Origin of the sequence: Achromobacter xylosoxidans (assembly GCF_014490035.1) — a bacterium.
GTDB classification, from domain to species: Bacteria; Pseudomonadota; Gammaproteobacteria; order Burkholderiales; family Burkholderiaceae_B; genus Achromobacter; species Achromobacter bronchisepticus_A.
Genome location: NZ_CP061008.1, coordinates 3,469,442 through 3,490,015 on the forward strand (window position 1 = coordinate 3,469,442; position 20,574 = coordinate 3,490,015).

General features: G+C 69.3%; 18 protein-coding genes and 1 pseudogene. 11 read left to right on the top strand and 8 right to left on the bottom strand.

Annotation, left to right across the window (positions count from 1 at the left end; genetic code table 11):
• Positions 1-36: 36 nt before the first annotated feature.
• The 9 genes from IAG39_RS16215 to IAG39_RS16255 all read left to right on the top strand — a co-directional run bounded on the left by IAG39_RS16215 (position 37) and on the right by IAG39_RS16255 (position 11,800).
• Complete coding sequence (locus tag IAG39_RS16215; protein ID WP_118933096.1) at positions 37-1,008, top strand: AAA family ATPase; 972 nt, start codon at positions 37-39, stop codon at positions 1,006-1,008.
• Positions 1,009-1,015: 7 nt separating this feature from the next.
• The gene (locus IAG39_RS16220) at positions 1,016-1,975 is read left to right on the top strand and encodes a DUF58 domain-containing protein (protein ID WP_118933046.1); all 960 of its coding nucleotides are present in this window, start codon (positions 1,016-1,018) and stop codon (positions 1,973-1,975) included.
• Complete coding sequence (locus tag IAG39_RS16225) at positions 1,972-2,472, top strand: DUF4381 domain-containing protein (RefSeq protein WP_118933047.1); 501 nt, start codon at positions 1,972-1,974, stop codon at positions 2,470-2,472. The genes IAG39_RS16220 and IAG39_RS16225 overlap by 4 nt, the downstream gene beginning before the upstream one ends.
• A complete protein-coding gene (locus IAG39_RS16230) occupies positions 2,459-3,481 on the top strand; it encodes a VWA domain-containing protein (RefSeq protein ID WP_118933048.1) in 1,023 nt (340 codons plus the stop codon). Before IAG39_RS16225 ends, IAG39_RS16230 begins: the two co-directional genes overlap by 14 nt.
• On the top strand, positions 3,466-5,061 hold the full coding sequence (locus IAG39_RS16235) for a VWA domain-containing protein (RefSeq protein ID WP_118933049.1): 1,596 nt from the start codon (positions 3,466-3,468) through the stop codon (positions 5,059-5,061). The genes IAG39_RS16230 and IAG39_RS16235 overlap by 16 nt, the downstream gene beginning before the upstream one ends.
• Positions 5,058-6,491 carry a BatD family protein gene (locus IAG39_RS16240; protein WP_118933050.1) on the top strand — a complete coding sequence of 478 codons (1,434 nt, stop codon included), beginning with the start codon at positions 5,058-5,060 and terminating at the stop codon, positions 6,489-6,491. Before IAG39_RS16235 ends, IAG39_RS16240 begins: the two co-directional genes overlap by 4 nt.
• Positions 6,488-7,486, top strand: a complete 999-nt coding sequence (locus IAG39_RS16245) for an HAD family hydrolase (protein WP_118933051.1) — start codon at positions 6,488-6,490, stop codon at positions 7,484-7,486. Before IAG39_RS16240 ends, IAG39_RS16245 begins: the two co-directional genes overlap by 4 nt.
• 46 nt (positions 7,487-7,532) lie before the next feature.
• Entirely contained in the window at positions 7,533-9,170 is a 1,638-nt protein-coding gene (locus IAG39_RS16250) for an arylsulfatase (protein ID WP_118933052.1), read from the top strand.
• A 74-nt stretch (positions 9,171-9,244) separates the two neighbouring features.
• The gene (locus IAG39_RS16255; RefSeq protein WP_118933053.1) at positions 9,245-11,800 is read left to right on the top strand and encodes a spermidine synthase; all 2,556 of its coding nucleotides are present in this window, start codon (positions 9,245-9,247) and stop codon (positions 11,798-11,800) included.
• Between the two features lie 44 nt (positions 11,801-11,844).
• Here the strand turns inward: IAG39_RS16255 and IAG39_RS16260 are convergent, their stop codons facing one another.
• From IAG39_RS16260 to IAG39_RS16270, 3 genes are all read right to left on the bottom strand, one after another.
• Positions 11,845-12,285 (bottom strand): hypothetical protein, encoded by a 441-nt coding sequence (locus tag IAG39_RS16260; protein ID WP_059376072.1) that lies wholly within the window; start codon positions 12,283-12,285, stop codon positions 11,845-11,847.
• Positions 12,286-12,503: 218 nt separating this feature from the next.
• Positions 12,504-13,142 (bottom strand): FMN-dependent NADH-azoreductase, encoded by a 639-nt coding sequence (locus IAG39_RS16265; protein WP_118933054.1) that lies wholly within the window; start codon positions 13,140-13,142, stop codon positions 12,504-12,506.
• Positions 13,139-13,612, bottom strand: a complete 474-nt coding sequence (locus tag IAG39_RS16270; protein ID WP_373428958.1) for a GNAT family N-acetyltransferase — start codon at positions 13,610-13,612, stop codon at positions 13,139-13,141. Before IAG39_RS16270 ends, IAG39_RS16265 begins: the two co-directional genes overlap by 4 nt.
• Positions 13,613-13,678: 66 nt before the next feature.
• Here IAG39_RS16270 and IAG39_RS16275 point away from each other — a divergent pair, with 66 nt between their 5' ends.
• Positions 13,679-15,112, top strand: coding sequence for a PLP-dependent aminotransferase family protein (locus IAG39_RS16275; protein ID WP_118933055.1), 1,434 nt, complete (start codon positions 13,679-13,681; stop codon positions 15,110-15,112).
• On the opposite strand, the gene IAG39_RS16280 is transcribed toward IAG39_RS16275, so the two are convergent.
• From IAG39_RS16280 to IAG39_RS31770, 3 genes and pseudogenes are all read right to left on the bottom strand, one after another.
• Positions 15,109-15,588, bottom strand: coding sequence for a carboxymuconolactone decarboxylase family protein (locus tag IAG39_RS16280; RefSeq protein ID WP_118933056.1), 480 nt, complete (start codon positions 15,586-15,588; stop codon positions 15,109-15,111). The two genes, IAG39_RS16275 and IAG39_RS16280, sit on opposite strands and share 4 nt — an antisense overlap.
• A 109-nt stretch (positions 15,589-15,697) precedes the next feature.
• On the bottom strand, positions 15,698-16,015 hold the full coding sequence (locus IAG39_RS31765; protein WP_373429150.1) for an ATP-binding protein: 318 nt from the start codon (positions 16,013-16,015) through the stop codon (positions 15,698-15,700).
• A 213-nt stretch (positions 16,016-16,228) separates the two neighbouring features.
• Positions 16,229-17,221 (bottom strand): annotated as a pseudogene (locus tag IAG39_RS31770) (HAMP domain-containing protein); the annotation flags it as partial.
• Here IAG39_RS31770 and chrA point away from each other — a divergent pair.
• Positions 17,220-18,470: a chromate efflux transporter gene (chrA, locus tag IAG39_RS16290; RefSeq protein WP_118933098.1), complete on the top strand. Its 1,251-nt coding sequence runs from the start codon at positions 17,220-17,222 to the stop codon at positions 18,468-18,470. The pseudogene IAG39_RS31770 and the gene chrA overlap by 2 nt on opposite strands.
• A 34-nt stretch (positions 18,471-18,504) precedes the next feature.
• Here chrA and IAG39_RS16295 read toward each other — a convergent pair whose 3' ends face one another.
• A complete protein-coding gene (locus IAG39_RS16295) occupies positions 18,505-19,299 on the bottom strand; it encodes an enoyl-CoA hydratase (RefSeq protein WP_118933057.1) in 795 nt (264 codons plus the stop codon).
• A 53-nt stretch (positions 19,300-19,352) separates the two neighbouring features.
• Entirely contained in the window at positions 19,353-20,552 is a 1,200-nt protein-coding gene (locus IAG39_RS16300; protein ID WP_118933099.1) for a multidrug effflux MFS transporter, read from the bottom strand.
• Positions 20,553-20,574 lie beyond the last annotated feature (22 nt).

Below are 20,574 nucleotides of genomic sequence, written 5' to 3' on the forward strand. Positions count from 1 at the left end.
CGGCAAACCATCGATCACGCAGGAGAGGGTATGCCGATGAGCAACCGCGACAGCATTCTGGAACTGGAACGCGCCATCGCGCGCGCCGTGCTGGGGCAGGGCGCCGTCATCCGCGAAGTGCTGCTGGGCCTGCTGGCCGACGGCCACCTGCTGCTGGAAAGTCTGCCGGGGCTGGCCAAGACCCGCACCGTCAAGACGCTGGCCCAGCATCTGGCCGCGGCCATGAGCCGCATCCAGTTCACGCCCGACCTGCTGCCTTCGGACATCACCGGCGCAGAGGTGCTGCAACAGGACGCGCAGGGCGCCAGCCGCATCCAGTTCCAGCAGGGGCCGCTGTTCGGCAACGTGATCCTGGCCGACGAGATCAACCGCGCGCCCGCCAAGGTCCAGGCCGCGCTGCTGGAAGCCATGGAGGAACGCCAGATCACCGTGGCCGGCAAGACCCACCGCATGCCGCAGCTGTTCATGGTGCTGGCGACCCAGAACCCGATCGAGCAGGAGGGCACCTATCCCTTGCCCGAAGCGCAGATGGACCGCTTCATCATGAAGATCGTGCTGGACTATCCCGACCCCGCCAGCGAAAGGCAGATGCTGGCCATGCTGCGCGGCGAATCGCGCCAGGACGCGGAACCCGCCGCCGCGCCGCTCAGCCAGGAAGACCTGTTCGCGTGCCGCGCCGAGGTCGACCGGGTGCACGTGTCCGAGGCGCTGGACCAGTACCTGGTGGACCTGGTCAACGCCACCCGCAGCCCGGCCGGGCATGACGCCGACCTGGCGCGCTGGATCCAGGTCGGCGCCAGCCCGCGCGGCGCGATCGCGCTGGACAAGGTGGCGCGCGCCCACGCCTGGCTGGCGGGGCAGGACTATGCCTCGCCCGATGATGTGCGCAGCGTGGCCCGGCCGGTGCTGCGGCATCGCCTGCACCTGTCCTATGACGCGGTCGCCGACGGCGTGTCGGCGGACCAGGTGATAGGCAGGCTGCTCGACACGGTCGCCGTGCCGGTCTGAGTGCGCCATGCCGTCCGCCGCTCCTTCCCCGGAAGTCCAGGTCCGCATCACGGACCTGATGGCGCTGGAACCCGCCGCGCGCGGCCTGGGGTTCTTCAGCCGCCAGCCGGTGCGCAGCATCCTGGCCGGCCAGCATGGCTCGCGCCTGCGCGGGCGCGGCCTGGACTTCGAGGAGTTGCGCCGTTACCTGCCCGGCGACGATCTGCGCCAGCTGGACTGGCGCGCCTCGCAGCGGCTGGGCAAGCCCTATGTGCGCACCTACAGCGAGGAACGCGACCGGCCGGCGCTGGTGGTGGTGGACCAGCGCATGGGCATGTATTTCGGCTCGGTGCGCAGCTTCAAGTCGGTGGTGGCCGCGCGCGTCGCGGCGCTGTCCGCCTGGATGGCATATCTGGCGGGAGACCGCGTGGGCGGCTTGGTGTTCAGCGATGCGGGCATCGACAGCGTGCGCCCGCTGCGCAGCCGCGAACGCATCCAGGCGCTGTTCGCGGCCATTGCGCGGCGCAGCCAGTCCATGGGCGCGGACCAGCCCGACGTGGACGCATCCGGACGGCTGAACGAAGCGCTGCAAGGGGCGCTGGCGCACGCGCCGCATGATTGCCTGGTCTGCCTGATCAGCGACTTTGCCGGCGCCGACAGCGCTACCTTGCGCCTGCTGCGCACGCTGGCCGCGCACAATGACGTGGTCGCAACGCTGGTGTACGACCCGCTGGCGTTGCGCATTCCCTTGAGCGGCCGGCTGGTGGTGACGCAGGGCGAGCTGCAGGTCGAGGTCGCGGCGGATCGCAAGCACGTGCGCGAGCCGTTGTCGGCGTTCTTTTCCGGGCGCCTGCAGGACGTGGCCGAGTTGCTGCGCCGCAGCCGCGTGCCGCTGCTGTCCATCGACACGGCGGCCGACACCGTGGCGCAGTTGCGCCGCGAACTCGGCCGCGAGGCCAGTGTTGCGCAAACCCGGGGCCGGGCATGAACGCCGACGCCGCTCCGTCCATCGAACAGCTGCGGCAGCTGCCGCTGCCCGAGCCAGTCAGCTACTGGCCGCAGACCTGGGGCTGGCTGGTCCTGCTGGCCGTGGCGCTGGCGCTGGCCGCATGGGCCGCGTGGCGGATGGCGCGCCGCCACCGGCGCAATGGCTATCGCCGCGCGGGCCTGCGCATGCTGGAAGCGCTGCGGCGCGAAACGCAGGCGGATCCGCTGGCCGCGCGGGCCTTGCCGGACCTGCTCAAACGCGTCGGCCTGTCGTCGGTGGCGGCCGCCGACCGCAACCGGGTGGGCGCGCTGCAAGGCGCGGAATGGGTCGCTTTCATGGATGGCGGCGCAGCCGTGTTTCCGCCCGACGCGGCCGTGCTGCTGAGGGCGCTTGCCTATGCGCCGCCCGAAGCCTTGCGGGCCATCGACCCCGCGCGCGCGCGGACCTTGTTCGCCGCCAGCCGGCAATGGATGGAGCGTCATCATGTGGCGGCTTGAATATCCCTGGCTGCTGGCGCTGCTGCCCCTGGGCTGGCTGGCATACCGCTATCTGCCGCCGTATGTGCAGCGGCGCAGCGCCGTACGGATTCCGTTCTTTGAATCGGTGGCGCGCAGCACCGGCCAGACGCCGCGGCGCCCCGGGGTGCGCGGCGACCGCTGGCAGCTGGCCTTGAACGCGCTGGTATGGCTGCTGCTGGTCCTGGCGCTGGCGCGGCCAGAGCGGGTCGAGCCGCCGCTGGAGCACCGCCAGCCGGTGCGCGACCTGCTGTTGGCCATCGATATCTCGCAATCGATGGAGACCGAAGACTTCGTCGCGCCGGACGGCCGCCGCGAGGACCGCTTGAGCGGCGTCAAGGCAGTGGTGGCCGACTTCATCGACCGCCGCAAGGACGACCGGCTTGGACTGATCGTGTTCGGCACCGCGGCCTATCCGCAGGCGCCGCTGACCCAGGACCACGCCACGCTCAAGCTGCTGCTGGGGCAGGTAAGCACGCGCATGGCTGGTCCCAATACCGCCATCGGCGACGCAATCGGCGTGGCGATCAAGCAGTTCGAGCATGCCGGCGAACACGATCAGGTCCTGATCCTGCTGACCGACGGCAACGACACCGGCAGCGCCGTGCCGCCGGACCGCGCCGCGGCCATGGCGGCCGCGCGCCACATCGTCGTGCATACGGTGGGCATGGGCGATCCGCAGGCGCAGGGCGAGGAGAAGGTCGATTTCGACGCCTTGCGCGCGATCGCCGCCAAGACCGGCGGCCGCTTTTTCCCGGCGCAGGACCAGGCCTCGTTGCGGCAGGTCTACGCCGAACTGGACCGCATCACGCCGCACGAGGTGCGCGAATTGCGCCACCAGCCCAAGCAGGATTTCTTCTGGGTGCCGCTGGGCCTGGCGCTGTTGCTGCTGGCTGGCTGGCACCTGAGCGCCGCGCTGCGCGGTTGGCGTCATGGCGCCGGGGCGCAGGGCAAGAGCGGCGTGGAGGAGGGCAGATGGAAATCGACCTGAGCGCCTTCCATTTCCTGCGCCCCTGGTGGCTGCTGGCGGTCGTGCCCGCGGCCTTGCTGCTCTGGCGGCGGCGCGGCGAGGACGGCCGGCTCGGCTGGCGCAGCAACATTGCGCCGGCGCTGCTGCCACACCTGACCGTGCGCACGCAGGGCAGCCGCGGGCCGCGGCCGGTGCAATTACTGGCCGCCTTGCTGGCGCTGGGCGGCCTCGCCGCCGCGGGACCGACGTGGCAACAGGACCGCCCGGCCTTCCTGGACAATCTGGCGCCCCTGATCGCGGCGGTCGACCTGTCGCCTTCGATGGATGCAGCGGATCTGCCGCCCAGCCGGCTGGAGGCTGCCAAACGCAAGCTGCGCGATCTGCTGAAGCGGCGCGCAGGCGCCAAGACCGGCCTGATCGCCTACGCCGGCTCGGCGCATCTGGTGCTGCCGCCGACCGACGATCCCGCCTTGCCCGACATGTTCGTGCAGGCCTTGTCCACCGGGCTCATCGCCGCGCCCGGCAAGGACGCGGCGGGCGCGATCGCGCTGGCCGCCAGCCTGCTGCAATCGGGCGAGGCGGGCGGCACCCTGTTGTTGGTGACGGACGGCGCGGACACCCGCCAACTGGCCGAGGTCGAGCGCCTGGCGCGAGCCAATTCCTTCCAGGTCCTGGTGTGGGCGGCGGGCACGCGCGATGGCGGCGTGGTGCGCGACGCCCGCGGCCAGCCGCGCATCGACGCGCAAGGCCGGCCCTTGCTGGGCAGTTTCGACGAGGATGCGCTGAAACAGCTGGCGCAAGCCGCCCGCGCGCCCCTGGGCAGCCTGACCCTGAACGACGACGACCTGGACTGGGTAACACTGCATGCCGAGCGGCATTTCCAGGAGGTGCAGGACGCCGACAAGCCGCTGCACTGGAAGGACGCGGGCTATTGGCTGTGCTGGCCGCTGGCGCTGCTGGCATTGCTGGCGCTGCGGCGCGGCTGGAACATCAACTGGACGGCCTGCCTGCTGCTCGCCGTCACGGCCGCGCTGCATGCGCCGCGCGCGGAAGCAGGCGCGCTGGCCGACGCCTTCTTCACGCCCGACCAGCAGGGCCGCTGGGCCTACGAACACAAGCGCTATGCCGAGGCCGCGGCCTTGTACGCCGATCCTTACTGGAAAGGCCGAGCCGCCTACGACGCGGGCGACTACCAGGCGGCGCTGGCCGCATTCGCCAAACTGGACACGCCCGAAGGCGACTTCTATCTGGGCAATACCCAGGTCCGCCTGCGCAGCTACGAAGCGGCGCTCGCGGCATACGATCAGGCGCTGCGCCTGCGGCCGGATTTTCCCGAAGCGCGCGCAAACCGCGAACTGGTCGCCAGATTGATCGCCGCCGCCGAAAGCGAGCAACAGGACGACGATTCGGAGAAACCGGACGAGACCCGCGTGGACAGCGACAAGGGCGCGGGCAAGATGATGCGCACCGAGACGCCGCAAGCCGCGTCCGACGAGGTCTGGCTGCGCAACCTGAGCCTGTCGCCGGCCGGCTTCCTGAAGCAGAAATTCGCCATCGAAGACGCACGCAAGGCCGCGCCTGCGCAGGGGAAACAGCCATGATCCGCCGCCATGCCGCGCTGCTGCGTTGCCTGCGCCTGCTGCTGTTGCTGCACCTGGGGCTGTGCGCAGGCGTGGCGCGCGCCCAGCAGGCGGAAGCCGGGCCGCAGCTGCACGCCGAGGCGCGCATGGCGACTCCCGGCGACCTGACGGCCGGCGCCACCGCCATCCTGCAGGTGGACGTGCTGACTTCGACCTGGTTCACCCAGCCCCCGCAGATGCCGGCCCTGGACATTCCGGGCGCGCTGGTGTCGGGGCCGTCGGGACAGGCCACCATCATCCGCGCCACCATTGGCGGCGTCGCCTACAACGGACTGCGCTACGCCTATCTGGTCAGTCCCGAGGCGGCGGGCGCCTTGCGCGTGCCGGCCATCCAGGTCAGCGCGCAGGTGGGTCAGGCGACGGCGCCCCTCGTTGCGCAGACGCGCCCGCTCGAGGTACGCGCCGCCGGACCGCCGGGCGGGGTAGCCGGTGGAGTTGCGGGCCGCCTCCTGGCGGCAAACTCGGTCCAGGCGAGCCAGCAGATCCGCTATTCGGCCGAGCCGCCCGCCGTGGGCGACCACGTCAGCCGTGTCATCACCGTGCAGGCCCAGGGCGCGCAGGCCATGCTGATCCCGCCTGCCGCCGCAGCCGCCGTGCCGGGTCTGAAGCTGTACCCGTCCGAGCCCCAGCTGACGCAGATCTCCGACAGCCGCGGCGGCTTCCTCGGCGGACAGCGCGTCGACCGCCTGGACTATGTGATCGAACGCGGCGGCGCCTACGAACTGCCGGCGGTCGAGATCCGCTGGTGGAACATCGCGGCCAACAAGGAAGAGCGCGTGACGCTGCCGGCGCAACGCTTCGAAGCGCAGACGGGCGCCGCCTACCAGGCGCCATTCTCGGTCGAACAGGACCTGCGCGACATGGGCCGGCAGGTGCAGGTGCGGATTCCGGGAGGATGGCTGGCGTTGGCCGCGGGCGTGGCGCTGGCGGCGCTGGCCTGCTGGCTGGGCGCGCCCTGGCTGCGGCGGACGCTGGCCCGCATGCGGGCCGGACTGCGGGCGCGGCGCGAACAATGGCGCGCGTCCGAACCCTATGCGGCAATGACCTTGCGCCGCCTGCTGGCGCAGCCCCAGCCGCGCATGGACGCGCTATACGCGTGGCTGCGCTGCGCATGCGGCGCGGCCACGCTGGCACAGGGAACGGCCAGTCTGGAACCGGCGCTGCGCCGATCGAGCGACGACGCGCTGCGGGCCTGCTATGGCCGCGAACCGGACGCGGCGCGGGGCTGGCAAGGCTTGCGCGAGATGTTCCCGCGCTGGCGTCGGAGCTTGCGCACCGCGGCGCGGCCTGCCGGCACGGCCGACCTTCCTGCGCTGAACCCCCGTCCGCCCGCGTCGTCGCGCGGACTGGCGGACACGCCGCCCGGCGAACTTCCCGGAGATCTTCCATGACGACGCCTTTGCTTGCCCGCCGCTGGTTCGCGCTGCTGCTCCTGTTGTTGCTGGCCGGCCTGGCGCGCGCGCAGACGCCGCTGCCGTCCTGGAACGAGGGGCCTTCGCGCCAGGCCATCCTTGGGTTCGTGCAAGCCGTCACCGCGGAAGGCAGCCCGGACTACGTGGCGCCGGCCGACCGCATCGCGGTGTTCGACAACGACGGCACGCTGTGGAGCGAACAGCCCCTGTACTTCCAGCTGATCTTCGCGCTGGACCAGGTCAAGGCCATGGCGCCCCAGCATCCCGAATGGGCGGCCGAGCAACCCTACAAGGCCGCGATCGAGGGCGACCGCCAGGCGCTGGCCGCCTCGGGCACGGAAGGGCTGCTGAAGATCGTAGGCGCCACCCACGCCAACATGACGACGCAGGCCTTCGGCGCGGAGGTCCGGCAATGGATCAAGACCGCCCGCCATCCGCGCTTCAAGCAGCCGTACACCAGCATGATCTATGCGCCGATGCTGGAGCTGCTGGACTATCTGCGCGGCAACGGCTTCAAGACCTACATCGTCTCGGGCGGCGAAGTGGAATTCATGCGGGCCTGGGCGCAGGACGTCTACGGCATTCCGCCCGAGCAGGTGATAGGCACCACCTTCGTCACCGAGTTCCAGATGCAGGACGGCAAGCCCGTGCTGATGCGCACGCCCAAGCTCGACTTCAACGACGACGGCCCGGGCAAGCCCGTGGCCATCAACAAGTTCATCGGCCGCCAGCCCATTTTCGCCTTCGGCAATTCGGACGGCGACCTGCAGATGCTGCAATGGACGGCGGCCGGCAGCGGCAAGCGTTTCATGGGCCTGGTGCATCACACCGATGCCCGGCGCGAGTGGGCTTATGACCGGGACTCCAGGATCGGCAGGCTGGACCGTGCGCTGGATGAAGCGCAGCAACAGGGTTGGGTAATCGTGGACATGGCAAAGGAGTGGAGAAGGGTATACGCATTTGAAACACAGTGATTCGTTTACGTGACTGGGAACCGCCCGCAAGGGTCAGGAGAAAGCGATGAACGCAAGAAAACTGTTGAGCGCGGCGCTCTTCGCCGCAGCAGGCCTTACGGCACTGGCAGGCGCGCAAGCGCAGACCCAGCCGCCGGCGGCCAATCAGGGCCAGGCGGCGGCATCGGGCAAGAAGCCGAACATCCTGGTGATCTTCGGCGACGACATCGGACAGGCGAACATCAGCGCCTACACGCATGGCGTGGTCGGATACACCACGCCGAACATCGACCGGATCGCCAAGGAGGGCGTCCTGTTCACGGACTACTACGCCGAGAACAGCTGCACGGCGGGCCGCTCGTCCTTCATCACGGGGCAGTCGCCGCTGCGCACCGGCCTGTCCAAGGTGGGCATGCCGGGCGCGACAGTCGGCCTGCAAAAGGGCGACATCACCATCGCCGAGGCCTTGAAGTCGCAGGGCTACAACACCGCCCAGTTCGGCAAGAACCACCTGGGCGACCGTGACGAGTACCTGCCGACACGCCACGGCTTCGACGAATTCTTCGGCAACCTCTATCACTTGAACGCCGAAGAAGAGCCTGAACGTCCGTACTGGCCCAAGGACCCCAACGATCCCTACGTGAAGAACTTTTCTCCGCGCGGCGTGATCAAGGCCACGGCCGACGGCAAGGTGCAGGATACCGGGGCGCTCACCACCAAGCGCATGGAAACCATCGACGACGAGACCGTGGGCGCGGCGATCGACTACATCGACAAGCACGGCAAGGAAGACAAGCCGTTCTTCGTGTGGATGAACACCACGCGCATGCACATCTATACGCATATCCGGCCCGAACACAAGGGCAAGAGCGGCATGCCCGGCAATGATTACGCCGACGGCATGTGGGAGCATGACCAGGACGTGGGCAAGCTGTTGAAGAAGCTGGACGACATGGGCATCGCCGACAACACCATCGTCGTCTATACCACCGACAACGGCCCCAATGCCTTCACCTGGCCGGACGCCGCCACCACGCCATTCCGCAGCGAGAAGGACTCCAACTGGGAAGGTGCGTTCCGCGTGCCCGCCATGGTGCGTTGGCCGGGCAAGATCCCCGCCGGGGAAATCAAGCGCGGCATCGTATCCGGCATGGACTGGTTCCCGACCCTGATGGCGGCCACGGGCGACACCACCATCAAGGAACGGCTGCTGGATGGCTGGGCGCCGCAGGCCGGCGGCACCAAGTTCAAGGTGCATCTGGACGGCTACGACCAGCTGGGCTATCTGACCGGCAAGCAGGACAAGAGTGCGCGCGACGAGTTCTTCTACTTCAATGACGACGGCGTACTGGTCGGGGCGAGGTTTGGCGACTGGAAGGCGGTGTTCTGCGAGCAGCGGGCTCCCGGCAATCTCAACATCTGGCAGGACCCATTCGTCTGCCTGCGCTTGCCGAAGATCTTCAACCTGCGCATGGACCCGTACGAGCGCGCCGACATTACGTCGGACCAGTACAACGATTGGCTGGCCAAGAACGCCTATCTGACCGCCATCGCCACGATGAAGGCCACCGCGTTCCTGGATACGTTCCTCAAGTATCCGCCGAGCCAGCGTCCCGCTACGTTCAGCGTGGATCAAGTTCAGGAGAAGGTCAACAAGGCCATGGAAGAACACTTCCAGCAGCTTGATAAGCAAAAGGCGAAGTAACTGCGCCCGGCGCAAGCCGGGACGGTACCGGGCGGCGCCTGTCGCGCCGCCCGGCAACGCGAAGGAGCAGCATGATGGGCATGGGGGCAAGCGAGGCGGCGATGCAGGGACATGATGTGGACGACAAGGCGGCGCAAGGGCCCGCCCTGACGGCGGTCCGGCCGGCCGCGCTGCTGTTCCTGTCCGGAACGGCGGCCCTGGTGTTCCAGGTGCTGTGGATCAAGCAGTTGTCGCTGGTGGTAGGCGTGGAGGTCAGCGCCATCGCGGGCGCGGTCAGCGCATTCTTCCTGGGCCTGGCGCTGGGCGGCTGGCTATTGGGCCGCAAGGCGGACCATCTGCGGCGCCCGGTACGCTTCTACGCCAAGCTGGAAGCAGCCGTGGCGCTGTCCTGCGTCGCGGTGACGTGGCTGCTGGCGCGCAGCGCCGCCGCCTTCGTCGCGGTCGAGGCCCATAGCAGCCTGGCGGCCTGGCTGGCGGTGGGGCTGCTGCTGGCCATCCCCGCCTTCTTGATGGGCGGCACCTTGCCGGTGCTGCTGCGCGCCGTAAGCCGGCAGCAGGGCGCGGACGTAAGCCGCTCCGGCGGCGCGATGTACGCCGCGAATACCTGCGGCGCCATCCTGGGCGCCTTGCTGCCCGCATTCTTCCTGATTCCGCGCTTCGGCGTGCAGGGCGCGGCGCTGGCCGCGGCCTCGCTGAACCTGCTGGCGGCGCTGGGCGCCTGGATGCTGGACCGCAGGGCGGGCGACAGCGCGGCTCCCGCCGTCAGTCCGCAGTCCGCTGCGGCGCCCTTGTCGGGCGACGCGCGCCTGGCCGTGGCGCTGTATGCGGTGGCTGGCGCGGTCGCGCTGGGCTACGAAGTGATCTGGTCGCAGATGATCGTGCCGTTCATGAGCACGCGCGCCTTCGCCTTCGCCATCGTGCTGGCCACCTATCTGGCCGGGCTGGCCATCGGCGCCGCGCTTTATGCGCGCTGGGCCCATCGCGTGCGCAATCCCTGGCCGGTGTTCGGTTTCCTGATCGCTGGCGCAGGCCTGCTCGCGGTGCTGGAGGTGGCCATGCTGGGCAAATGGCTGATCGTGGCCCAGACACAGGCGGAAGCGGCGGTCTACCAATGGACGGGCAGCGGCTTCGCGGGCATGTGCGCGCGCTTCGCCGTGGCGGCGGCCAGCCTGGTGCTGGCGCCCACGCTGCTGCTGGGCGCGGCGTTTCCCGCCGTGCTGCGCATCGCGGTGGGCAATCGGCAGGTGGGGCGGGAAGCCGGGGCCGTACTCGCCGGCAACACGCTGGGCGGCATCGCGGGCACCTTGTTGACGGGATTCCTGCTGTTGCCCGCCCTGGGGCTGGTGCGCACGCTGAGCGTGCTGGCGGCCATCGCGGCGGCGGTGGGCGCCGTGGCGGCCTGGCGCGGAAGGTCGGATGGCCGCGCCGCCACCGGCTGGGCCACCGGCATCGCGGGCCTCGCCACGCTGGCGGTGGTCGCCATGCTGCCGGCAGACCAGTTTGCGCGGCTACTGCCCGGGGCGAGCGGCGCGGGCCTGGTGTTCTACGAGGAAAGCCATGGCGGCACGGTGGCCGTGGTCGAGCGCGCCGGCAACGGCAACCGCTTCCACCGGCTCTACATCCAGGGCGTATCGAACTCGGGCGACGCCATGCCTTCGCTGCGATACATGCGGCTGCAGGCGCTGCTGCCCTTGATCGTGCATGCGGGCGAACCAAGGTCCGCGCTGGTGGTGGGCTATGGCACCGGCATCACGGCCGGCGCCTTGTCGCAGTACCGCGGGCTGGAAAAGCGCGCGGTCGCCGAGCTGCTGCCGGCCGTGCTGCGCGCCGCGCCGCACTTCCAGGGCACGTTCCAGGCCGCCACCGATCCGGGCCTGGACAAACGGCTGCGCGACGGACGCCGCGAGCTGCAGGCCAGCGCCGAGCGCTGGGACCTGATCACGCTGGAGCCGCCGCCACCTTCCGCCGCAGGCGTGGTGAATCTGTATTCCCGCGACTTCTACCAACTGGCCGCAAGCCGGCTCGCGCCGCAAGGCATCGTGGCGCAATGGCTGCCGCTGCCCACGCAGAACGAGGACGACACCCGCGCGCTCATCGCCAGCTTCATCCAGGTCTTTCCGCATGCCCAGCTCTGGACCAGCGAACTGCATGAAATGCTGCTGTTGGGCTCGATGCAGCCGCTGACGCTGGACGCGGCCCGCATCCAGGCGCGCTACGCCCAGCCCGATACCGCCGCCGCGTTGCGGGCAGTGGGCGTACCATCGGCCGCGGCCTTGTTGTCCACCTGGGTCACAGACCGGGACGGCCTGGCGCGCTTTGCCGGCGATACCCCGGCCGTGACCGACGACCGCCCCGGCATCGAGTACGCGACCTGGGTCCGGCCGCGCGAAGTAGCGCGCGTCCTGCCCGCGCTGCTGACCTTGCGCAGCGAACCGCCGCTGGTCGGCGCGTCCGACGCGCTGCGCGCCGACATGCAGCTGGAGCGGGCGCGGCTGGACACGTTCTACTGGGCTTCGCTGGCGGCCTATGTAGGGGATCGTGAAACCTGGGGCAGGGAAATGAACAAGCTGGCGCGCGACGACGGCGACAACGCCTACTACCGCTGGTTCATGCCGAGCGCCAGGCAGTAGGGTGTGGCTGCGCGAGTCTTGACGGCGGGCGCTGACCGCGGGTCTCAACTACATATGCGCCGCCATGGCGCGACCCCGTGGGGCGAGCAGTAGCCCGCGCAGGGCGTCGCCATCGACATGCCGCTCTGGCAGCGCAGGTCCGGCGCCCGTTCGCCATAAGGCACCATGCCCTGGCAATCGCATTGCGCCAGTCCGGCGCCGGACGGCAGCTTCCGAGGCGGCTCCGGCGCGGCGGCGCGTTCGGCCTTGGCCTTGGGCGTTGGTGCGGGCGGCGGCGCGTCGTCGGCGGCATCGGCGCGCTCGATCACGCCCCGGACCTTGGCCGCCGGCATGCTGCAGGCCTTGGCGATGGCATTGACCGTGCGGCCGTCGTTGGCCATGGACAGGATCTTCTTGTCAGCGCAGGCCGCCTCGGCGCGCGGCGCGGCGAGGACCCACAGCGCGAGCGCGGCGGCCAGGAAAATGCCGGGACTGGTCAGTGTCATTGCACGCCTCCTGCACCCATGCCCGAATGAGGATGTACGGCGTAGTCTGGTCAGGCGAGAGGGTTCTGGCCAAGAGCGTAGTGCCGGCTATTTGGGGGTGTCAACGCAGCCCGATTGCCTAATACTTCTTGCGGACGCGGGCCGGGCGCCGGCGCTATTCCTAAGCATGAGGCGGCTTGGTGCGCGCGCCATGATGCGCGGGCACCAGCCCGGCGCGATCAAGCTGCCGCGAACTCCGGATGCAATCCGGCCGCGAACGGATGCGCGACGACCTCCGATTGCGCCTGCGCGCGGGCCGCCTGCAGCGCGTCCGCGCCGCGTGCGGTGCCTTGCACCGAGAAGAAGGTCACGTTCTTCAGGCCCATCGTACCCAGCACGTGCCGCAGATACGGCGTAAGGAAGTCCGGCTGGCTCTGTCCGTCGCAGCCGAAGTCGCCGCCCGAGGAGATCGCCACGTATACCGGGCGGTCCTCCATGCTGCCTTCCTTGCCGCGGGCCGTGATCTGGAAGGTGCTGCGCACCCGCACCACGTGGTCGATCCAGGTTTTCAACGATGCCGGCACGGTGAAGTTGTGCATCGGGGTCGCGATGACGACATGGGTCGCGGCCTGCAGGGACTGGATCAGTTCGGATGAGCGGCCCAGCGCGCCGCGATTCTCGCGTCCGTCCGTGGGGTCCTGGCGCGCGCTCAGCGCGGCCGCATAGTCGGAGTCGACCAAGGGCAGGGCAGTCGCGTCCACATCGACCACGGCCGCGCCCGGGGCGGCGGCGGTGAGCTGGTCGACGATGGCTTGCGACAGGCGATAGCTTTCGGAGGCGCGGCCGCGCGGGCTGCAGATGATGCGCAGGATATTCATGACGCGGAAGTTTCCAGGGATTTGCTGAATCGGATGGCGCTGGTCAAGAGACCGGCGCGGAAGTAGAAGCGCTGGGCCAGGGCGTTGCCCAGGCCGGTGTCGAGCACCAGGCGGGCGCAGCCGTTGTCGCGAGCGGCGGCGTCCAGGGCTTGCAGCAGCCGGGCGCCCCAGCGTTCGCCGCGGCGGCCGTTGGCCACCACCAGGTCGTCCACATACAGAAAGCGGCCGTAGATCAGGTTTTCCTGCAGGCGGTAGCCGGCCAGCGCGACGGCTTGGCCCTGGTCCATGGCGGCCAGCAGCCGGTAGCCATCGGCGCGCATGCGGCTCACGCGCGCGATGAAATCGGCGTCTTCCTTCAGATGAGGCCTGAGTTCGCGCATGAGCGGCAGGCAGGCCCGCAGATCCTGCGGGCTTTCGATGTGTTGCATGGTGGCTTCGGTCATGGATGCACTAGCGGTGTCGGGGTTCATGTGCAGTCATGTTAGGAGCCGCATGCCATAATTAGAAGGGCCATAAATTGAATTCTGGACTATGCCATGATCAGCTCGCAGCCACAGGACCCGCCGGCGCCGCCGGACGGCGCCGAGCCCCTGTACCGCCAAGTCTATGAGCGCTTTCGCGGCGCCATCGCGCAGGGCACGCTCAAGCCGGGCGACCGCATTCCGTCGGCGCGGGCGCTGGCCAAGGAAATGGGCGTGGCGCGCGGCACGGTGGAGGTCGCGTATTCGCTCCTGGCATCGGAAGGCTATATCCAGGCGCGCGGCCAGGCCGGCACGGTGGTGGCGCCCGACCTGCAGCCCCAGCACGCGCCGCCGCCCGCCGTGGCCATTATTCCGCCCGAGACGCCCGGCGACGGCCCGGGCTGGCGCGAGCCTTCGGGCTTGCGGCCGTTCCAGATGGGCCTGCCGGCGCTGGATGAATTTCCCCGCAAGCTCTGGGCCCGCCTGGGCGCGAGGCAGTTGCGCGGCCTGCAGGCCGCGGACCTGGCCTATCCGCCCCATGGCGGCCTGCCGGCCCTGCGCGGCGCGACCGCCGCCTATCTGCAGGTGGCGCGCGGCATCCATTGCCAGCCCTCGCAGGTGTTCATCACGGCCGGCTACAACAGCACGATGGCGCTGATCCTGCAGACGCTGTTCGAAGCAGGCGACCAGGTCTGGATGGAAGATCCAGGCTATCCCCCGACCCGCGCGCTGCTGGAGCAGGCGCGCTTGAAACCCGTACCCGTGCCGGTGGACCAGGACGGCATCATGGTCGGCGCCGGCATCGAGCGGGCGGGACGGGCGCGCGGCGCGGTGGTGACGCCTGCGCATCAAAGCCCCTTGAGCATGTCCTTGTCATTGCCGCGCCGGCAGGCGCTGCTGGACTGGGCCGAGCGTTGCGGAGCCTGGATCGTGGAAGACGATTACGACGGCGAATACCGCTACGTCGGCCGCCCGCTGCCTGCCCTGAAGAGCCTGGATACGCAGGGGCGGGTGCTGTACGCGGGCACCTTCAGCAAGGTGCTGTTTCCCGGCCTGCGGCTGGCCTATCTGGTGGTGCCCGAGGCGCAGGCCGCGCGCTTCGCGCTATCGGCGCGCCTGCAGGCGGGCGCCGCGCCGGGCCTGACCCAGGCGATATTGAGCGCCTTCATGGCCGAAGGCCATTTCGCCCGCCACATCCAGCGCATGCGCAAGCTGTACGCGGAACGGCGCGCGGCGACGGTGGCGGGCCTGCATGATGCGCTGGGGCAGCGCCTGCGGATCGAACCGCAGCCCGGCGGCATGCATCTGGTGGCGCGTCTGGAACCCGGCCAGAGCGACGTGGCGTTGGCCGGGCGGATGGAAGAGCAGGGCATGTATGCGGGCGCGCTGTCGCGCTGGTGCGCCGCGCCGCAGACGCAATCCGCGCTGCTGCTCAGCTTCACCAATATCGCCACGCAGGCGCAGGCCCGCGAACTGGGCCTGCGCATATTGCAGCTGATGCAGCCTTAGTTCAGCCCGGACTTGTCCAGGCCGTAGGCCGCATCGGCCGAACCCGGCACGGTGCGGAACGCCACGTTCAGCCGGTTCCAGCCGTTGATCCCGACCACCAGCAGGGTGAGGTCCGAGATCTCCTTCTCAGAAAGCTGCGCGCGCGCCTCGTCATAGACCGCATCCGATACGCCCTGCGCCGACAGGGTGGTGACCGCCTCGGTCCAGGCCAGCGCCGCGCGCTCGCGCGGCGAGAACAGCGTGGACTCGCGCCAGATGGCGATGTGATGCAGGCGCAGCTCGCGCTCGCCGGCGATGCGGGCCTGCTTGACGTGCATGTCCAGGCAGAAGCCGCAGCCATTGATCTGCGAGGCGCGGATATCCACCAGTTCGCCGACCTCTTGCACGATGGGGGTCTTCTTCAGCGACATGCTGAATTCCAGGTACTTCCTGGACTGTTCCTCGGACACCTGGAAATAATTCAAACGCTGGCTCATGTTCCTACCTTTTCGATGCGTGTTGCCGAGCAGAATCTCGTGCTGACAGGATGCCGCGGCTTGGCCCAGGAAGGTAGTGCCATAAATGCAGTTTTCGCCTGGGCCATGCTCAGGCCGGCCAGCGCAGCACGAAGCGGGCGCCGCCCAGGGGGCTGTCGTGGATTTCGATGCCGCCGCCGTGGCTGGCGGCTACCCGCCAGACGATGGCCAGGCCCAGGCCGGCGCCGCCGGTGCCGCGGTCCCGGCTTTCGTCCAGGCGGATGAAGGGTTCGAACACCCGCGCGCGGTCGGCCGGCGCGATGCCGCCGCCGTCGTCGTCCACGATCAGCTCGAAGCCGCCCGCCGGACACTGGGTGAGCTTGACCTCCACGTGACGGCTGGCATAGCGCACCGCGTTTTGCACCAGGTTCAGCAAGGCCCGGCTCATGTAGCGCGGATGCAGCCGCACGCGCGGCGGGTAGTCGCGATGCACATGGCACTGGATCGCACGCGCCTCGGCCTGGTGCGCCACCTGGGCCAGCGCTTCGCCCAGCCAGTCGCAGGTGTCCACGGTTTCCAGCCTGACGGAGTCGTCGCTGGGACGCTCCAGCCGCGCATAGACCAGCAGTTCGGCCACCAGCGTTTCCAGTTCGCAGATGTCGGCCTGCATGTCGCGCAGTATCTGATGCCGCTTGGGCTGGTGCTGGTCCTGGCCCAGCAGGGCGACCTCGAAGGACAGGCGCGCCAGCGGCGTGCGCAATTCGTGCGAGACCGCGTTGGTCAGGCTGCGCTGGTTTTCGACCAGCGCCGAAATGCGCTCGGCCATCTGATTAAAGCTCTCGCCCACGTGCCGCATGCCGGCCAGCCGCGACAGCCGCACCCGCACGCCGAGTTCGCCCTGGCCCATGCGCAGCGTGGCGTTGCGCAGCCGGTCCAGATCGCGCCACAGGGGCAGCGCCCAGAGCAGCAGCAGGATGATGCCGACGATCAGGCTTAGCGCGGCCCAGACGCCGACGGTGACCCACCGCTCCAGCACCGGCGCGCGCGGCAGGCGGACTTCCAGCCACTGTCTGGGCTCGCCGGACAATGGGACGAGGTAAACGTTGTACTCGTCGCGCATGATCATGCCGAGCGCGGCCAGTTGCCGCTGCTCCGCTTCGCTGGGCGTGACCTTCTCGTCGGAGAGCAGGCTCAGGCCCAGTCCATAGAGCGGCTGGATGTCGTCGCGCAGGTGTTCGGCGCGCGCAACCGGGGCAATGCCATCGAGTTCCTTGCGCAGCACATGCATCTGTCCCCGGACGGCCTGGTACGACAGATCCGCGCTGACCGAATCCAGCAGATACATCAGGCTGCGTTCCACCAATTGCGACCCCGCGACATAACCGATGGCGGCGACGACAAAGATGCGGATCGCGAACTTGAACATGTGGGATACGGCCGGATGAGGACTCGCGATGCTAGAGGCATACCGCCGGGCAGTCCGCCGATATTTGTACGGTATTTGTAAAGTTGTTTGTAGCGGCTGCGCGGGCGAGGTAAACCCGCCATATGGCCCGGCCCGTTCAGGCGGTTGAATCTGCCGCGGCGCCCGGCTATAAGCATGGGGCGGGGGCAGGACCCTCATGCCCCGCCTGCCGATGAAGCCGAATCCCATGCCGCCGCTGCCTCCCCACCAAGACGAACATGTCGCCAGCAAGCCCGCCACCGCCACGCGCGAGCAGCCCGGCCAGGGCTCCTGTCTGGAAGTCTTCCTGGTTTTCCTGCGCCTGGGGCTGACGTCGTTCGGCGGGCCGGTGGCGCATCTGGCGTACTTCCGCACGGAATTCGTGGAGCGCCGGCGCTGGCTGGACGACTACGCGTACTCCGACCTGGTGGCGCTGTGCCAGTTCCTGCCGGGGCCGGCCAGCAGCCAGGTCGGCATGGCGATAGGCCTGAAGCGCGCCGGATGGGCCGGCATGCTGGCGGCCTGGGTGGCGTTCACGCTGCCCACGGCGATCGCGCTGATTCTCTTCGCGTTGGGCCTGGCGCAGTTCGGCTGGCTGTCCGCGTCGGGCGCCATCCATGGACTGAAGATCGCGGCGGTGGCCATCATCGCGCAGGCGGTCTGGGGCATGGGCCGCTCGCTCTGTCCCGACCGCGAGCGGGCGGGGCTGGCGGTGGCTGCGGCGCTCATCACCATCCTGATGCCGACGACCCTGGGGCAATTGAGCGCGATCCTGCTGGGCGCAATCGCCGGCATGGCCGCGCTGCAGGTACCGCCGCGTCCGGCCCTGGCGGTGCAGCCGCTGAAGATCTCGCGCCGCGCCGGATACACGGCATTGGCGCTGTTCGTGCTGCTGTTGGCGGCCTTGCCGGCTTGGGCGGCGATCAGCGGCATGCCGCTGGCGCAGCAGCTCTCGGGCTTCTACCGCGCGGGCGCGCTGGTGTTTGGCGGCGGCCACGTGGTGCTGCCCTTGCTGGAATCCGCCTCGGTGGCGGGCGGCATGGTTTCCAACGCCGATTTCCTGGCAGGCTACGGCGCGGCGCAAGCCATGCCGGGGCCGCTATTCGCTTTTGCCGCCTTCCTGGGCGCGATGTCGTCCGGTCCCTTGTCAGGCTGGGCTGGCGGACTGGTGTTGCTGGCGGCCATCTTCCTGCCAGGCGCCTTGCTGGTGGCGGCTGCGCTGCCGTTCTGGGAAAGCCTGCGGCGGCGCGCGGGCGTGCGCAACCTGATCGCGGGCGTGAACGCGAGCGTCGTGGGCATCCTGCTGTCGGCGCTGTACGACCCGGTCTGGATCAGCGCCATCCGCGACCGCGCGGACTTCGGGCTGGCCTTGCTGCTGTTCGGCCTGCTGGTCTATGCGCGCTGGTCGCCCGTCTGGGTGGTGCTGCTGGCCGCGGCCGGCGGCTGGGCGTTGGCCTAGCGCAGCCGCCCCAAGACAACCCCGCGGCGTTGAATCAGGACTGCCAGCGCGGCGGGCGTTTTTGCAGGAAGGCGTCTATGCCTTCGCAGGCGTCGGCTTCCATCATGTTGCGCGCCATCACGTCGCCCGCGTAGTCATAGGCATCCGCCAACGCCATCTGCCGCTGCTTGTAGAACATGCGCTTGCCGTAACGGATGGCCGTGGGACTCTTGGCCAGGATGTCGTCGACCAGCGCGCGCACGCGCTGGTCCAGCTGCGCCTCGGGCACCGCGTCGTTGATCAGGCCCCAATCCCTGGCCTGGCCGGCATCGATGAAGCGCGCCGTCACCAGCATTTCAAAGGCGCGCTTGGCCGATACGTTGCGGCTGAGCGCGACGGCGGGCGTGGAGCAGAACAGGCCGACGTTGATGCCGGATACCGCGAACTTCGCCGTGTCGGCCGCCACGGCCAGGTCGCAGCTGGCCACCAGCTGGCAGCCTGCCGCGGTGGCGATGCCGTGCACCTTGGCGATCACCGGCACCGGCAAGGCCTGCAAACCCTGCATCACGGCGCTGCATTTCCTGAAGAGGTCGCGGTAGTAATCCAGCGAGGGCTGGCTGCGCATTTCGCGCAGGTCGTGGCCGGCGCAGAACGCCCGGCCGCTGGATTCGAGCACCACGCAGCGCACGCCGGCATCGCGCGACAGCGCGTCGATCTCCGCTTGCAGCGCGGCCAGCAGGCCTTCGGACAGCGCGTTGAACTGCCCGGGGCGGTTCAGGCGCAGCGTCACCACGCCGTCTTCGGCGTGGCGCGCCAGGATCGGCTCTTGCGCCGCTGCTTCGTTGTTCATGTCGTCTCCAGGGTGGGCTATCCCTGGATAGTAGAGGCATACGCCGATCGGCGTCAGCCCGCCGCCAGACGCCGCGCCATGCCCGGCGACAGGCACAGCAGCGGCCCGACGATGACCGCGCCGATCAGCGCCATCGCCGCTTGCGGCGCCATGCCGCTGTCCAGCAGGAGAGTGGCGATGACGGCCGATCCGCTCATCTGGAACAGGCCATAGACCGCGGCCGCGGTGCCGGCGCGCTCGGCGAAGGGCTCCAGCGCCAGGCTCAGCCCGGACCCCAGCGCCAGCGAAAAGCCCACGGTCAACACCGCCACCGGCAACATGAAGACCCAGGCCGACAGGGGCAGCCACAGCCACGCGGCCAGGTGCATGGCGGCGGCCGCAAGCAGGGCGGCCATGCCCACGCGCACCATGGTGTGGCGGCCAAAGCGCGCGATGAAGGCAGGGGCCAGGAAGAAGGCGCCGATATTGATCGCCGCGTTGCCGCCGAACCAGGCGGAGAAGCCCAGTTCGGAATAGCCCAGTTGCTGCACCAGCACTACCGGCGCGGCGGACACGAACACCAGGATCATCGCCATGCCGGCCATGCCGAACGCCGCGAAATACAGAAAGCGGCCGCTGGCCGCGATCGGCGCATAGCGGCGCAGGCTGTAGAGCGCGCCGTGGGGCTTGGGCGGCGCGGCGCGGGTTTCCTCGAAGCGGATCGCCAGGAATCCCGCAAGGGTCAAGGCGAACAGCACCATGAAGACGAAGGTGCTGCGCCAGCCCGCGTGCACGGCCAGCGCGCCGCCCACCATGGGCGCCAGCGCAGGCACGGTGCACAAGGCGCCGTTCAAATAGCTGTAGACGCGCGCGCCGACTGCGGGGCTGAAGCAATCACGGACCGCGGCAAAGGCGACCAGCGAGGCCGAGCACGCGCCCAGCCCCTGGATCACGCGGGCAACATAGAACACGTCCAGCGACGTGGCCGCGGCGCCCAGCGCCGAGCCCAGCAGATAGGCCAGCGCGCCGCCCAGCGCCACGGGCCGCCGGCCATAGCGGTCGGCCAGCGGACCGATCAGCACCTGGCCCACGCCCACGGCGAAGATGAAGAGGGTGATGCTGGCTTGCAGCGCGGTGACTGGCTGGCCGTAATCCTGCGCCATGACGGGCAAGGAGGGCAGATAGATATCGATGCCCATGGGCGTAAGCGTGACCAGTCCCATCAGGAGACCGATCAGCCAGCGTTGGCCGCGAGGGGATAATGCAGACTTCATGGCAGGCTCGGGGTCCATTGCG